The sequence below is a fragment of the Amycolatopsis suaedae genome (genome assembly GCF_004214935.1).
GTDB classification, from domain to species: domain Bacteria; phylum Actinomycetota; class Actinomycetes; order Mycobacteriales; family Pseudonocardiaceae; genus Amycolatopsis; species Amycolatopsis suaedae.
This window is the reverse complement of record NZ_SFCC01000006.1, coordinates 375,396-389,848: the sequence shown is the minus strand read 5'-3', so window position 1 is coordinate 389,848 and position 14,453 is coordinate 375,396. Positions and strand designations below refer to the sequence as shown.

The 14,453-nt window shown below is 69.0% G+C and carries 12 protein-coding genes; 2 read left to right on the top strand and 10 right to left on the bottom strand.

Translation table 11 applies throughout. From position 1 onward, the window contains the following. Window positions 1–160: 160 nt before the first annotated feature. From EWH70_RS14350 to typA, 6 genes are all read right to left on the bottom strand, one after another. Window positions 161–1,093, bottom strand: a complete 933-nt coding sequence (locus EWH70_RS14350) for an ABC transporter permease (RefSeq protein ID WP_130475911.1) — start codon at window positions 1,091–1,093, stop codon at window positions 161–163. Window position 1,094: 1 nt separating this feature from the next. After that, window positions 1,095–2,111: an ABC transporter permease gene (locus tag EWH70_RS14345; protein ID WP_130475841.1), complete on the bottom strand. Its 1,017-nt coding sequence runs from the start codon at window positions 2,109–2,111 to the stop codon at window positions 1,095–1,097. A gap of 181 nt (window positions 2,112–2,292) precedes the next feature. Beyond that, window positions 2,293–4,059 carry an ABC transporter family substrate-binding protein gene (locus tag EWH70_RS14340; protein WP_130475840.1) on the bottom strand — a complete coding sequence of 589 codons (1,767 nt, stop codon included), beginning with the start codon at window positions 4,057–4,059 and terminating at the stop codon, window positions 2,293–2,295. 296 nt (window positions 4,060–4,355) lie between these two features. Further along, on the bottom strand, window positions 4,356–6,158 hold the full coding sequence (locus EWH70_RS14335) for an ABC transporter family substrate-binding protein (protein WP_130475839.1): 1,803 nt from the start codon (window positions 6,156–6,158) through the stop codon (window positions 4,356–4,358). Between the two features lie 180 nt (window positions 6,159–6,338). Next, window positions 6,339–8,087, bottom strand: coding sequence for an ABC transporter family substrate-binding protein (locus tag EWH70_RS14330; RefSeq protein ID WP_240686977.1), 1,749 nt, complete (start codon window positions 8,085–8,087; stop codon window positions 6,339–6,341). A gap of 70 nt (window positions 8,088–8,157) precedes the next feature. After that, the gene (typA, locus tag EWH70_RS14325; protein ID WP_420809057.1) at window positions 8,158–10,083 is read right to left on the bottom strand and encodes a translational GTPase TypA; all 1,926 of its coding nucleotides are present in this window, start codon (window positions 10,081–10,083) and stop codon (window positions 8,158–8,160) included. Between the two features lie 190 nt (window positions 10,084–10,273). Here typA and EWH70_RS35470 point away from each other — a divergent pair, with 190 nt between their 5' ends. Then, window positions 10,274–10,426 carry a hypothetical protein gene (locus tag EWH70_RS35470; protein WP_165436271.1) on the top strand — a complete coding sequence of 51 codons (153 nt, stop codon included), beginning with the start codon at window positions 10,274–10,276 and terminating at the stop codon, window positions 10,424–10,426. A gap of 10 nt (window positions 10,427–10,436) precedes the next feature. Here EWH70_RS35470 and EWH70_RS14320 read toward each other — a convergent pair whose 3' ends face one another. Beyond that, a complete protein-coding gene (locus tag EWH70_RS14320; protein ID WP_130475838.1) occupies window positions 10,437–10,736 on the bottom strand; it encodes a YciI family protein in 300 nt (99 codons plus the stop codon). A 222-nt stretch (window positions 10,737–10,958) separates the two neighbouring features. Here EWH70_RS14320 and trpS point away from each other — a divergent pair, with 222 nt between their 5' ends. Further along, on the top strand, window positions 10,959–11,924 hold the full coding sequence (gene trpS / locus EWH70_RS14315; RefSeq protein ID WP_130475837.1) for a tryptophan--tRNA ligase: 966 nt from the start codon (window positions 10,959–10,961) through the stop codon (window positions 11,922–11,924). Here the strand turns inward: trpS and EWH70_RS14310 are convergent. Genes EWH70_RS14310 through EWH70_RS14300 form a run of 3 tightly spaced genes read right to left on the bottom strand, consistent with a single transcriptional unit; the run spans window position 11,901 to window position 14,386 of the window. Beyond that, entirely contained in the window at window positions 11,901–12,299 is a 399-nt protein-coding gene (locus tag EWH70_RS14310; RefSeq protein ID WP_130475908.1) for a (deoxy)nucleoside triphosphate pyrophosphohydrolase, read from the bottom strand. The two genes, trpS and EWH70_RS14310, sit on opposite strands and share 24 nt — an antisense overlap. A 42-nt stretch (window positions 12,300–12,341) precedes the next feature. Next, window positions 12,342–13,628: a sensor histidine kinase gene (locus tag EWH70_RS14305; RefSeq protein WP_130475907.1), complete on the bottom strand. Its 1,287-nt coding sequence runs from the start codon at window positions 13,626–13,628 to the stop codon at window positions 12,342–12,344. Between the two features lie 50 nt (window positions 13,629–13,678). Next, a complete protein-coding gene (locus tag EWH70_RS14300) occupies window positions 13,679–14,386 on the bottom strand; it encodes a response regulator transcription factor (protein WP_130475836.1) in 708 nt (235 codons plus the stop codon). Window positions 14,387–14,453: the final 67 nt, after the last annotated feature.

Genomic DNA, 14,453 nt, shown 5'->3' with positions numbered 1-14,453 from the left:
GGCCCCTGCCCGGCTGGGCGGGGGCCACTTTCGTTTTGCCGTGAAGGGGGCCCTCACGGCGTCTCATGCCGTGAGGGCCCCCTTCACGGCACCCCGAGACGCATGAAGGCCACCTTCATCCCGCGAGACGGGATGAAGGTGGCCTTCATGCGCTTCTAGCTCAGGCCTTCACCCTGCGCTGGCGCGGGTCGAACGCGTCCCGCAGACCGTCACCGATGAAGTTGATCGACAGCGAGATCAGCACCAGCACGACGAACGGGCCGAAGAACAGCCAGGGCCGCGCCTGCAGCTCCGCGTAGTTCTCCGAGATGATCCGGCCCAGCGACGTGTCCGGCACCTGGACACCCAGGCCGATGAACGACAGCGCCGCCTCGGCGAGGATGGCCTGCGCCACCGCCAGCGTCGCGTTCACCGTGATGGAACCGACCATGTTCGGCACCAGGTGCTTGAAGATGATCCGCCCGGTACCGGCACCGGCCGCCCTGGCCGACTCGATGAACTCCCGTTGCGAGAGCGACATCGACTCGGCCCGGGTGATCCTGGCGATTTGCATCCAGCCGAACGCGGCCAGCACGCCTGCCACGACGTACCAGGCGCCGCTGCCGAACACGGTGGCCAGGATGGCCGCCGCGGCGATCTGCGGGATGATCAGGAACAGGTCCGTCAGCCGCGAGATGCCGGTGTCCGACGGTCCACGCAGGTAACCGGCGATCGACCCGAGCGTCACACCGATCGTGGTGGACACGATGGACACGATCAACGCGATCAGCAGGGAGTACTGGGTACCGCGCAGCACCTGCGAGACCATGTCCTTGCCGACCTGGGTGGTCCCCAGCGGGTTGTCGGCGCTGGGCGGCAGGAAGCCACCCATCGTGTCGGTGTAGGCGTGTGGCCAGAACAGCGGCATGATCATCGTGACCAGCACGATGAACAACAGCACGCCGCTGCTGACCATCGCCAGCTTGTGCCGCAGGAACTTGCGCAGCACCAGCTTGCCCTGGCTGACCGGCTCCGGCAGCGCCGCGGGCGGGAGTGTGCCTTCTGTGCTCGGCGGGGTCTTGTCGGAGTCCGCCCCGGCGAGCATCGAGTTCATGTCAGCCAACGCGAATCCTCGGGTCCAGGATGCCGTACATCAGGTCAGCGATGAGGTTGGCGACGACGACCGTGGTCGCGATGACCACCAGCCAGCCCATCATCACGTTCGGGTCGTTGCGCAGCACCGACTCCACCAGCACGGTGCCCATGCCGTTCCAGTTGAACACCCGTTCGGTGATGATCGCTCCGGTGAGCACCGTCGCGAAGTTCACCGAGAACAGCGTGGTCACCGGGATCAGCGCGTTGCGGAACGCGTGCCGGAAGATCACCCGCGACGACGAAAGGCCCTTGGCCCGCGCCGTACGCACGTAGTCCATGTTCAGCGTCTCCAGCATCGCGGCGCGCTGGAAACGGCTGTACGCGGCGAAGCTGATCGCCATGATGCACAGCGTGGGCAGCAGATACGCGCCGACGTACTTGACTATGAAGTCACCGAAGCCGTCGGCGCTGAGATTCTCCGGACTGGAGGTTCTCAGCCACGGGTTGCCGAGCCAGTCGCTCAACCCGAGGTCCTTGATCCACACGTTGACCTCGATGGCGTACGTCTTCAGCACGATGGCGACACAGAAGATCGGCATCGAGAAGAGGATGAACGCCAGCGTGGTGGCGATGTAGTCGACGATCGAGTACTGCTTGACCGCGGCCAGCACACCGATGAGGACACCGATGGTGACGGCGAGCAGCTCGGCGCCGACGACGAGTTTCACGGTCACGCCGAAGGCATCCATGACCTTGGGATAAACCGGTTGCATCGCCTGACCCTGCGCGATGGACTGACCCCAGTCACCGGTGATGAAGCTTCCCAGCCAGTCGAAGTACCTCGGAACGAGCGCCTTGTCGAGGCCGATCGCACGCGCGTAGGCGTCGATGGCCTCCTGACTCATGTTGGGGTTCGTGCGCAGCTCCCCGAGCGGGTCACCGGCACCGGCGACCATCAGGAAGCACAGGAACGTGGCGATCAGCAGAATGGGTATCGCGATCGCCAGCCGGCGCAGAATGTACAAAACCAGGTTCAACTAAGTGCTCCTCATCGGGGCCCGGCCCGGAAGCAGTGCAGCGTCTTCGCCCACCGGACAACGGTAGTGGCGTCCCGGCAGCCGTCAACAGCTACTTCCGGAGGGGCCGGCGCCCGGCTTGTGACCGGGCGCCGACCCCCAACCAGGTCGAACTCGATGGCACGCCGAAGCGGACCGATTGTCAGTCGGTCTTCTTCCACTCGCCGACGTTCCACAGCGCGCCGTTGTAGGACTGCATGTAGACCCGGTCGATACCCCGGAAGCCCCACATGGACGGCAGCGAGTAGATCGGCAGCGTCGCGTACTCGTTGGCGAGCGCGGCGTCGACCTCCTGGTAGGCCTTGGTGGCCGCGGCCTCGTCGGTCGCCGACACGGCGGTGTTGAACGTGGTGTCGATGGTCGGGTTGCTCAGCCCCTGCCAGTTCTGGCCACCGCCGGTGGTGTAGATCGCCCGGCTCTCGGCCTTGAACGGCTGCTGCGACCAGGCGAACAGCGCGATGTCGTACTCGCCCTTGTCGACGCGGCCCTTGAGGAAGTTGGCGTCGGTCTCGTCCTTGACCTCGATACCCGCGGCCTTGGCCATCGGGATGATCAGCTCGACGGTCTGGCGACGGCGCGGGTTGTCGTTGTGCGTGATGGTCACCGAGAACCGCTGGCCGTTCTTGGCGAAGATGCCGTCCGCACCCTTGACCCAGCCGGCGTCGGACAGCGTCTTGGCCGCCGCCTCGGCGCCCAGGCCGGCCTTGGTCGAGTACAGGTCCTGGTAGCCCGGCTCACCCTGGAAGAACTGGATGCTGTTGAGCACCTGCGCGTCGGACTGGACGCCCTTGAGCAGCTTGTCGACGATCTCCTGGCGGTTGACCGCCTCGAAGAACGCCTTGCGCATGATCGGGTCCTTGAACATGCGGTTGTACTGCAGGTCGAGGTGCTCGAAGGTCAGCTGCGGCGCGGAGCCGTAGGTGACGCCCTGGTTGGCCAGGTTCTTCATCGTGGTGGCCGCGGTCTCGTCCGGCTGAGTCGACGCGGCGACGTCGATCTCACCGTTCTGCAGCGCGGTGGCCATGGCCTTCGGGTCGACGATGGCACGGACGATGACCGTCTTCGGACCGCCCTTGGCGCCGATCCAGTTCGGGTTCTTCGACAGCGTGACCGTCTTCGAGTTCTGGTCGAAGGCCGTGATCATGTACGGACCGGAGCCCGGCATGATGTCCGGCTTGAAGCCCTTCCACTCCTTCATCCAGAACTCGGACGCCTTCTTCATGGCCGCGGCGTCGCCGCCGGGCTTGAGGGCGATGATGTCCGCGATGCCCGTCTTGGCCTCGAGGATGTGGGCCGGCATGAGCATCTGGTCGGTGAACATGCCCTTGTAGTCGAGGTAGGGCTTGTCGAACTTGGCCTCGAAGGTCAGCGGGTCCTTGCACTCACCCTGCTGCACCAGGTCGTAACCCGTGGTCGAGGCGGACTCGAAGCCCTCGGCCTTGCCGCTGTGCGACAGCCAGCCGAGGTAGAAGTCGTCGCAGTCCCACTCGCCGCCGTCGGACCACTTGACGCCCGGCTTCATCTTCCACTGGACGATCTGCGGGTCCTTGGAGGTGACCGTCACCGACTCCATGACGTCGGTGTTGAGAAGCACCTTGTTGTTGCCGTCGAGCACGAACGGGCTGGCGATGACGGCCGTCAGCACGTAGTTGTTGTACGAGCTGTTGGCGTCCGGCGTCTTGTTGTTGTACGCCGAGTAACCCTCGTCGATGGCGACGGTGACCTTCTCGAACTCGGGCGCGTCGCCGAGCTTGTAGTTGTCACCACTCTGCGCCTTGCCCGTCGCCATGCTTTTGACATCGGCGGTCGAGCCGGTGCTGTCCTCGGAGCCGCCGCCGCCACACGCGCTCAGGACGAGCGCGGCGCCTGCGAACAGCGCGACAGCGGAGACTGCCTTGCTTCTCCTCATTTACGTGTGCCCTCCTAGCACTGGGCCCTGATGGTGTGAACCGCGGGACCCGCACTGCTCCGGATATTTGGCCGGAGCTTATGACACGCCAATCGACACTCACTTGGCGCACTGCGGGAGCACGCTAGAAAGGGTCGGTGCGCTGGGTCACCAGTTCAGGTGCGATCGTGACCAAAGGGTGACATCGACACGACGGTTGGACATACAACGGTTACCTGCAGGTAGCAGAAACGGGTCCGGGCACCTGCCCGGACCCGTTTCTCACTCAATCGGTCCAGCACGAACGGAGGGGTCGATCAGCCGTTCTTGACCCACTCGCCGACGTTCCACAGCGCGCCGTAGTACGACTGCATGTAGACCCGGTCGATACCCCGGAAGCCCCACATCGAGGGCGTCTGGAACAGCGGCAGCGTCGCGTAGCTCTCCGCCAGCAGCTTGTCGGCCTGCTGGTAGGACCTCATCGCCGCGGCCGGGTCGGTGGCGACCACGGCCTCGGCCAGCGCCTTGTCCAGTGCCTCGTTGCTCAGGCCCTGGTAGTTCTCGCTGCCGCCCTTCGCCTTGGTGCTGTAGATGGGCAGCTGGTCGGACTTGAACGGCGTCGCCGACCAGCCGAACAGCGCGACGTCGTAGTCGCCGCGGTTGACCCGGCCCTTGAGGAAGTTGGCGTCGGTCTCATCCTTGACCTCGATACCCGCGGCCTTGGCCATCGGGATGATCAGCTCGACGGTCTGGCTACGCCGTGCGTTCTCGTTGTGCGTGATCGTGAACGAGAGCCGGGTGCCGTTCTTGGCGAAGATGCCGTCCGGCCCCTTGACCCAGCCGGCGTCGGACAGCGTCTTGGCCGCCGCCTCGGCGCCCTTGCCGGTCTTGTCGGCGTAGACGTCCTGGTAGCCCTCCTCACCGGGGAAATAAATGATCCCGTTGAGCGGCTTGATGTCCGCCTGGACGTCCTTGAGCAGTTTGTCCACGATCTCCTGGCGGTTGACCACCTCGAAGAACGCCTTGCGGACGGCCTCGTCCTGGAACAGCGGCCGGGTGAAGTTCATGTCCAGGTGCTCGAACGACAGGCGTGGTGCCGAGCCGTACAGGACGCCCTGGCTGGCCAGGCCCTTGAGGGTGTTCGCGGCGTTCTGGTCCGGCTGCACCGAGCCCAGGACGTCGATCTCACCGTTCTGCAGCGCCGTCGCGGCGGCCTTGGTGTCCGGGATACCGCGGACGATGATCTTGTTCGGGCCGCCCTTCGCACCGATCCAGTGCGGGTTGCGGGTCAGCGTCACCGTCTCGGTGTTGGGCACGTAGTCGCTGATCATGTACGGGCCCGACCCCGGCATGGTGGCCGGGTTGAAGCCGGTCCACTTCGTGTTCCAGTAGTCGGCGACCTTCTTCAGCTCGGCGATCGGGCTGTCCAGGTTCAGCGTGGTGATGTCCTGGATGCCGACGGCCTTCTCCATGATGTGCGCGGGCAGCACGGCCGTCGGGTTGAACATGCTCTTGTAGTCGAGGAAGGGCTTCTCGAACTTGGCCTCGAACGTCAGCGGGTCCTTGCAGGAGGCCTCCCTGACGAACTCGTAGCCGGAGGTCGACGAGGACTGGAAGATCGCCCCGCCGTTCTCCTTGATCAGGTTGTTGTGCGACAACCAGGAGAGGTAGAAGTCGTCGCAGTCCCAGGCCTCGCCGTCGGACCACTTGACGTTCGGCTTGATCTTCCACTGGACGACCTGCGGGTTCGGCGAGGTGACCGTCCAGGACTCCATCACGTCGTTGTTCAGGATCGGCTTGTTGTTGCCGTCCAGGAACCCGGCGCCGGCCAGGGTGGCGACCAGCACGAACGTGTTGTAGGAGTTGTTGGCGCTGGCCGCGTCGTTGTTGTACGCCGAGTACCCGTCGTCGATAGCCAGGGTGATCTCGTCGAACGGCTGGGTCTCAGCCAGACGGAAGTTCTCCCCGTTCTGCGCCTTGCCCGTGGCCATGCTCTTGATGTCGGCCGTCGTGCCGGTGTTGGTGTCGCCGGTTTCGCCGCCACCGCCGCTGCACGCCGTCAGGACCAGCGCCGTGCTGGCGACAAGCGCCCAGCCGGCAACCGCTTTGGATCTCCTCATACCGTGGTGCCCTCCAAGCACACTCGGCCTGACACCAAGCCAGGGCCGTTCCCGGCACGCTAGAAAGCCGTTGCCCGGCGGTCACCTGTTCAGCGGAGATCGTGACCAAAGGGTGACGGCCGGACATACCCGGCACTGCGCCACCTGGGCGTAACCGCGACGTCGCCTACTCAACGTGACCTAGCGACTGCCCCGCGTCCAGTTCACGGCGTTGCCGAACGGGCCGACCATCGGCGGTCCCGGCACCACCCCGGAGACGCCCTTGCCCACGGCGAGCGTGTCGGCGAGCTGGAACAGCGGGATGTTCACCATGCGCCGCCACAGCTCGGGCTCCAGGTTGGCCAGCGACTCGGCAGGCGGCGCCGCACCGGTCAGCGTGGCCTCGATACTGGGCTGGAGTGCCTTGTCGCAGAAGGACGCCGGGTTCGCCGGTGGCTCGGCCGCGTTCTCCTGTCCCGCCGGCGGTTCGGTCTCGGTCCGGCAGCCGAAGTTCGACGCCAGCACCGACGCGGCGTTCCCGCTCGCCGTCTGCGGCACGACGGCGATGTCGACACCCACCGCGCCGTCGACCGGAGGAGCGCCCGGGCCCGCGGGCAGCGCGAGCAGGTTGGTGAACAACTCGCGGGGGGCGGGGTTGGTGGTGCGTACCTCGACTCCGGCGGCGACGAGCTGGCTGGACAGCTCCTTGGCGATGGAGGCGTAGGGTTCCTGCTCCCCTGGCGAGGCCACGACCAGCGACAACGGCCTGCCGTCGCGGCGCCAAAGCCCCGCCTCCCGGACGTAGCCTGCCGAGGTCAGCAGTTCCTCGGCCCTGCGCAGGTCCTGGGTGACCGGCGGACCGGCGGGCGGTGCGGTCGGCCGGTAGCCGGGTGCGGCGGGCGGCGTGACCTGGGCGTCGGCCCGCAGCGTCGCCGACGCACCGCCGGAGACGCCCTCCTCGATCAGCCTGCCGCGGTCCAGCAACGCGGCGACGCCTGCCCGGACCCGCTCGTCGGCCAGCGGCTGCCCGGCGGCGGGCCGCAGCAGCACGCTCGCCACCCTCGGCCGCGCGACCGTGTGCAGCTCGACCTGCTGGCCGAGTTCGCCGAGCCGCTTGAGGCCGGTCGAGTCGGTGCGGACGAGCGCGAGCTGGACCGTGCCCGACCCGAGGGCACCGGCGGTCGCGGGCTGGTCGCCCCTGCGGAACACCAGCCGGTCGACGGCGGCGGGTTTCTCCCAGTACCGCTCGTTGCGCTCCAGGATGATCTCGCCGCGGTCGCGGTCGAGGTTCTTGATGGCAAACGGGCCGCCGTAGGCGGGGAAGCCGCCCTCCAGGGCGGCCCGCCAGCCGCCGGGTGCGTCCTTGAGCAGGTGCTGGGGCAGCAGGTTGTCGAACAGGGTCTGCCACGCCGGGTACGGCTTGGCGAAGGTGACCTCGACCCGCTTGCCGCCCTCGCGGGACTGGACGCCGGTGATCAGCCGGTAGCCTGCCGGTTCCACGACGCCGGGCTGCTCGCGCATGGCGTTGGCGAGGTAGACGAAATCCTCGGCGGCGATCGGCGCGCCGTCGGACCACGAGGCGTCCGGCCGGATGTCGTAGGCGACCACGAACGGGCCGTCCGTCGGCGAGCCGGGCCCGCCGGAGATCACCTCGGCCGACCGCATCAGGTTGGTGTCCAGCTTGGGCACGCCGTCGGGGCCGGGCCGGAACACCGACGGCAGCAGCAGCTGCGCCAGCGCGGAGGTGACGACCGAGGAGTCGGCGAGCGCGTGCGGGTTGTAGCCGCCGACGATGTCGTCGACACCGATGACGATCTGCGAGGCGGTGTCGGTCGGCGTCGGCGACGACTGGGCCACCGGCGAGGTGACCACGGGCGGGGGCGGCGTGTTCGAGCAGCCGGCGAGCGCGGCCAGCAGGATGGACACCGCCGTCAGTCGCCTGGCCCTCACCGCTCCCCCTTTACTCCCACCGGGGACCCGAGTGTGCCGCACCGGGTGAACCCGGCGCTAACCGGGAGGCTCAGCCCCTGGTCTTGAGGCGGTTGCGCTCCTTTGCGCGCTGGTTGACGTCCAGCGTCACCTTGCGCACCCGTACCGCTTCCGGCGCCACCTCGACGCATTCGTCGACCGCGCAGAACTCCAGCGCCTCCTCCAGGCCGAGCTTGCGCGGGCGAGCCAGCCGCTCCAGCTCGTCACCGGCGGAGGTCCGCATGTTGGTGAGCTTCCTCTCCTTGGTGATGTTGATGTCGAGGTCCTCGGCACGCGGGTTCTCGCCGACGACCATGCCCTCGTACACCGCCGCGCCCGGCTCGACGAAGAACGTGCCCCGGTCGGCAAGCTGGATCAGCGCGTAGGAGGTCACCGGGCCGGACCGGTCGGCGACCAGCGAGCCGCTGTGGCGGGTGCGGATCTCGCCCGCCCACGGCTGGTAGCCCTCGAAGACGTGGTTGGCGATGCCGGTGCCACGCGTCTCGGTGAGGAAGTCGGTGCGGAAGCCGATGAGGCCCCGCGCGGGCAGGACGTAGTCCAGCTTGATCCGGCCGCTGCCGTGCCCGCCCATGTGCTCCATGCGGCCCTTGCGGGCGGCCAGCAGCTGGGTGATGGCACCGAGGTGCTCCTCGGGCGCGTCGATGGACAGGCGCTCGAACGGCTCGTGCAGCTTGCCGTCGATGGTGCGGGTGACCACCTGCGGCTTGCCGACGGTCAGCTCGAAGCCCTCGCGGCGCATCTGCTCGACGAGGATCGCCAGGGCCAGCTCACCGCGGCCCTGGACCTCCCAGGTGTCCGGGCGCTCGGTCGGCAGCACGCGGATGCTCACGTTGCCGACCAGTTCGGCGTCCAGCCGGGACTTGACCAGGCGGGCGGTCAGCTTGTCGCCGCCGTTGCGGCCGGCCAGCGGCGAGCTGTTGACGCCGATGGTCATCGAGATGGCCGGCTCGTCGACGGTGATGCGCGGCAGCGCCTCCGGCGCGTCCGGGTCGGCGAGCGTGTCGCCGATAGTGATGTCCGGGATTCCGGCGATGGCGACCAGGTCTCCGGCGGCCGCCTCGGTGGCGGGCACGCGAGTGAGGGCCTCGGTGACCAGCAGCTCGGAGATGCGGACCGACTGGATGCTGCCGTCCTCGCGCAGCCAGGCCACGGTCTGGCCCTTGCGCAGCCTGCCCGCGTGAATGCGGATCAGCGCGATCCGGCCGAGGAAGCTGGACGCGTCCAGGTTGGTGACCAGCGCGCGCAGCGGGGCGTCCAGGTCGGCGGCAGGCGGCGGGACGTGCCGCAGCAGGACGTCGAACAGCGGGTCCAGGTTCTCGTTGTCCGGCAGCCCACCGTCGGCGGGCTGCTCGGTGCTGGCGCGGCCCGCGCGGGCGGAGGCGTAGATGACCGGCAGGTCGAGCACCGCGTCCAGGTCGGCGTGCTCGATGTCACCGGCGAGGTCGAGCAGCAGGTCGTGGGTCTCCTCGACGACCTCGGCGATGCGGGCGTCCGGCCGGTCGACCTTGTTGACGACCAGGATGACCGGCAGTCCTGCCTCCAGCGTCTTGCGCAGCACGAACCGGGTCTGCGGCAGCGGGCCCTCGCTGGCGTCGACCAGCAGCACCACACCGTCCACCATGGACAGTCCGCGCTCGACCTCACCGCCGAAGTCGGCGTGACCGGGGGTGTCGATCACGTTGATGGTGACCGGCCCGTCCGGCGTCTGCCTGCGGATCGAGGTGTTCTTGGCGAGGATCGTGATGCCCTTTTCCCGCTCCAGCTCGCCGGAGTCCATGACCCGGTCGACCGGCTCGGCACGTTCGGCGAACGCGCCGGACTGCCGCAGCATGGCGTCGACCAGGGTGGTCTTGCCGTGGTCGACGTGGGCGACGATGGCGATATTCCGGAGGTCGGGCCGGGTCCTGCCCGATGTCACCCGGTCGGCTCCTGCTGCGGTGACACTGGCTGCGGGCACGCGTAAGCTCCTGAACACTTGGTACGGGTAGGCGATCACTCACCGGGGTACTCGGCGGTGGACCGGCGTCGGCCACACGTGATCACGGCTAGGATACCCCGTGCCCCAATGTGACCAGGCCCACGCCCGATCATCGGTTAGCCTAACCTAATCTGAACGCTTCCCGAACGAAGCTTGGAGTTGGACGGCAGTGGGCAAGAAGCACGCGGACGAAGATCCCCGTGCCGTGGTGCGCAGGCTGATGAAAGCCGGCAAGGTAAAGAAGAAGTGCTGCAAATCCAAACCGCGGTGCAAGAAATGTCCCGTCCTCGCGCTGAAGAAGGCGAAGAAGGCGGCGGCCTGAGTTCTGTGGACTAGTGCGCGACAGCCTCGTTCACCGGACTGAATTCCGGAGCCGTCCGCGTCGCGGAGAACTCGATCACCTCGTAGGTGGCCAGGTGATTGAGCGCGAACGGATCAGTGGCCAGGATCGCGTCGAGTTTCCCGCGCAGCATCGGCCGGGCGATGATCACCCCGCCGGTCCGTGGATTTCGCCTGCCGGACGCGAGGAAGTTCCCGTGTTCGTACTGCCTGGCCAGCCATTCGGCGTGGTCGGGCAGCACGTAGTCGATTTCTTCGAGCGGCGCCGTGTAGTGCAGCAGTACGACATACATCCCTCGACGGTAACTCCGTTCACACCGGATGAACCCTGTTAACCGCCTGGTCGGTGCTGTATTGTGCCCACTATGCGCACTCCTGTCCGGAACTGGTGGCCGCCGACGGCGGCCTGACCATTCCTGCGCACAGCAAAAGCAAGGGCCGCCCGCGACCGGGTGGCCCTTTCGTTTGCCGGAGGGACCTTCGGCCGGGCGGCCAGTCGACCGAAAGGACCAACCGTGCTCCGCCTGTCCGCCATCACGCCATCCGGCCACGCCCATCTCGGCAACTACCTCGGGGCCATTCGCCGGTGGGCGAGCGAGGGCGGCCGTGACGACCTGTACTTCGTGTCCGACCTGCACGCGATGACCACCGCACACAACCCGGCGAAGCTGCGGTCGCTGGCACGCGAGCAGCTGGCCGTGCTCATCGCGGCCGGCGTGCCCGAGGAGACCGTGTTCGTCCAGTCCGACCTCGCCCGCGAGCTGGGCGCGCTGACCTGGGTGCTGGAGTGCACGGCCAGTTACGGCGAGGCGGCGCGGATGACGCAGTTCAAGGAGAAGGGCGTCGGGCGTGGCGGGGTGCGGCTGAGCCTGCTCACCTATCCGGTCCTGATGGCCGCCGACATCCTGCTGCAGGGTGCGGCCGAGGTCCCGGTCGGCGAGGACCAGCGTCAGCACGTCGAGCTGGCCAGGGCGCTGGCGCGGCGGTTCAACGGCACCTACGGCGAGGTGTTCAGGGTCCCGGAGGCAACACTGCCGCCCGCTGCCGCCAGGGTCCGTGACCTCACCGACCCGAGCCGCAAGATGTCGAAGTCCACCCGCGACACCGCGGGCACGCTGTTCGTCCTCGACGAGCCGGAAGCCCTGCGCCGCAAGATCCGCAAGGCCGTCACCGACTCCGGCGAGGAGGTGACCTACGACCCGGACGGCAGGCCCGGTGTGTCGAACCTGCTGGACATCCTGGCCGGCTGCACCGGGTCGGCGCCGCGTGACCTGGCGGCGGACTACAGCTCGAACGGGCAGCTCAAGGAGGCCGTGGCCGAGGCCGTCGTGGCGACGCTGGCGCCGGTCCGCGAGCGCACCAACCGGCTGCTGAACGACCCCGGGGAGCTGGAGCGCATCCGCAAGGCCGGCGCGGACCGGGCCGCCGCCCGCGGCGAGCACCGGCTGCGGTCGGCGCTACGGCTGATCGGCGCGGGCTGACAGCAGCGCGGCCAGGTCCGGGATGAGCACCCGGTCGGCGGGCAGCCAGTCGAGGCCGTCGAGTTCGTCGGCGCCGATCCAGCGGACGGCGCGGTGCTCGACGGCCCGCGGGCGCGCGGCCGGATCGGCCAGCGTGGCCGCGTAGATGCGCAGCACCTTCCCGCGTGGCAGCGGCACGTCGGCGCCGACCCTGGCGCCGACGTGCACCGCCGCGGCCAGTTCCTCGACGCACTCCCGCCGCAGGGCTTCCACTTCGGACTCGCCGGGCTCGACCCGCCCGCCGGGCAGCTCCCACCGACCGGCGGCGTCGGCGGGCCAGGCCCGCTGCTGCACGAGCAACCGTCCGTCGCCGACCACCGCCGCGCCCACGATCACCGTCACGCCCGGAAGCCTACGGCCCCGCCCATGCCGGGCGTCTCACTCGACCCGGGCGGCGGGCCAGCGCACCTCGACGCGGGCGCCGCCCTCCGGCGACTCGCCCACCTGCACGTGCCCGCCCCGCCTGCGCACGGCCTCGGCGACCATCGCCAGCCCCAGCCCGGAGCCGCCCGACGTGCGCGCCCGGTCGTCGGACACCCGGTAGAACCGGTCGAACACCCGCTCCCGGTGCGAGGCGTCGATGCCGGGGCCGTCGTCGTCGACCACCACCCGCACCCCGGACCGCCCGGCCAGCACCGAGACGACGATCTGGCTCCTGGCGTAGCGCGCGGCGTTGCGCAGCAGGTTGTTCAGTACCAGCTCGACCTCGGCGGGCGCGGCGTGTGCCCACGCGCTGCCGACGGCCCCGGTCACCCGCGCGTCCGGCGCGTCGGCTGGCATCCGGGCAACCGCCGCCCGCGCCTCGGTGACCAGCTCGACCGGTTCGGCGGGCGGCAGCTCGCCCGCGTCCGAGCGGGCCAGCGACAGCAGGCCGTCGAGCAGGGCGGACAAGCGTTCGGCCTCGGCGAGGATGTCGGCGAGGGTCTCCTGAGCCAGCTCCGGGTCGGGATTGGTGACGGCGACCTCGGCCTGCACCCGGATCGACGCCACCGGCGAACGCAGCTCGTGCGCGGCGTCGCCGGTGAACCGTCGCAGCCGTTGCGCGGCCTCGTCCTGACGCGCCAGCAGCTCGTTGAACTCCCGCGCCAGCGCCCGCAGCTCGTCGTGCGCACCGGGCAGCGGCAGCCGGTCGCCAGCGGGCAGTTCCCTCACCGACCGCCGCATGCGCGCCACCGGCGCCAGCGAGAACCGCACGGCGAGCCAGGTCGCCAGCGCCGCGACCAGCGCGTTGCCCAGCGCCACCCAGATCAGGGCGGTCCCGCCGTCGTGCACGGTCTGGGTGAACCCGACCAGCCCGGTGCCGACCACGACCAGCCGCTGCCTGCCGTCGGGCACGGTCACCACCGAACCGAGCCAGCGCCACTTCGGCCCGGCGCCGTCGGTGTCGGTCCGGACGGCCTCGCCCGCCTTCAGCTCACTGATCTCCGACGGCCCCAGGCCCGGCGGGAACGGCAGGCCGTCCTTCGGGGCGCCCGCGATGTCGAGTACCCGCACGGTGACGCCGGACATCGGCGACGGCAACTGCCCCGCGGCCACCTCGGCGGTCGCCGGACCGAGCGCGGCGCGCAGCTCGGAGTCCACCGAGCGGATCAGCAGCGGCCCGAGTCCCTTGCCCGCGACGACCGCCACCACCGCGAGGCAACCGAACGTGATCGCCGCGGTCATCAGCGTGATTCGGAACCGGATGCCGCGGCGGCTCCACCAGCCGGTGGTCCTCACCCCGCCGTGAGCACCTCGTCCAGCTGCGGGTCGGACGCCAGGTAGCCGTGGCCGCGCACGGTGCGCACCACCGCGCCGGCGCCGACGGCGTCGAGCTTGCGCCGCACGTAGCCCACGTAGACCTCCACCACGTTGCGGGTGGCCGCCTGCTCGTCGCCCCACACCGCGCGGAGCAGCTCGTCCTTGGTGACCACCGTGCCTGCCCTGCCGACCAGCACCTCCAGCAGCGCGAACTCCCGGGGACTGAGCGGCACGGGCTCGTCGGCCCAGCGTACGGACTTGGTCGCGCGATCGACCCGCAACTCGCCGACCCGCACCACGCCCCGGCTGCCGTCGGGTGACACCCGGCGCAGCACGGCCTTCAGCTGCGCGACCAGCACCACGAACGAGAAGGGCTTGACGACGTAACCGTCGGCGCCGAGGTCGAACCCGTCGGCCTGGTCGATCTCGCCGTCCTTCGCCGACACCAGCAGCACCGGCGTGCGGACACCGTCCGCCCGCAACTGCTGCAGTACGCGGTAGCCGGACAGGCCGGGCAGCATGATGTCCAGCAGCACCACGTCGAACGCACCGGTGCCGGCGAGCTTCAGCGCGCTGGGGCCGTCGGCCGTGGTGACCACGTCCATCCCCTCGGCGCGCAGGCCACGCTGCAGTGCCTTGCGCACGCCCAGCTCGTCGTCGACTACCAGTACTCGCGGCTTCACGGTGTCCAGAGTGCCCTGTTCAGGGCGGCCCGGGCGAGAGTTCTCAGCGCCATCTCAGCATCTCAGG

Bases quoted from the DNA above. Each gene is read 5' to 3' on its own strand.
- EWH70_RS14335 (WP_130475839.1), bottom strand. From the start codon at position 6,158: ATGAGGAGATCCAAAGCGGTTGCCGGCTGGGCGCTTGTCGCCAGCACG.
- EWH70_RS14305 (WP_130475907.1), bottom strand. From the start codon at position 13,628: ATGACCGCGGCGATCACGTTCGGTTGCCTCGCGGTGGTGGCGGTCGTC.
- EWH70_RS14320 (WP_130475838.1), bottom strand. From the start codon at position 10,736: ATGTATGTCGTACTGCTGCACTACACGGCGCCGCTCGAAGAAATCGAC.
- EWH70_RS14350 (WP_130475911.1), bottom strand. From the start codon at position 1,093: ATGAACTCGATGCTCGCCGGGGCGGACTCCGACAAGACCCCGCCGAGC.
- EWH70_RS14340 (WP_130475840.1), bottom strand. From the start codon at position 4,059: ATGAGGAGAAGCAAGGCAGTCTCCGCTGTCGCGCTGTTCGCAGGCGCC.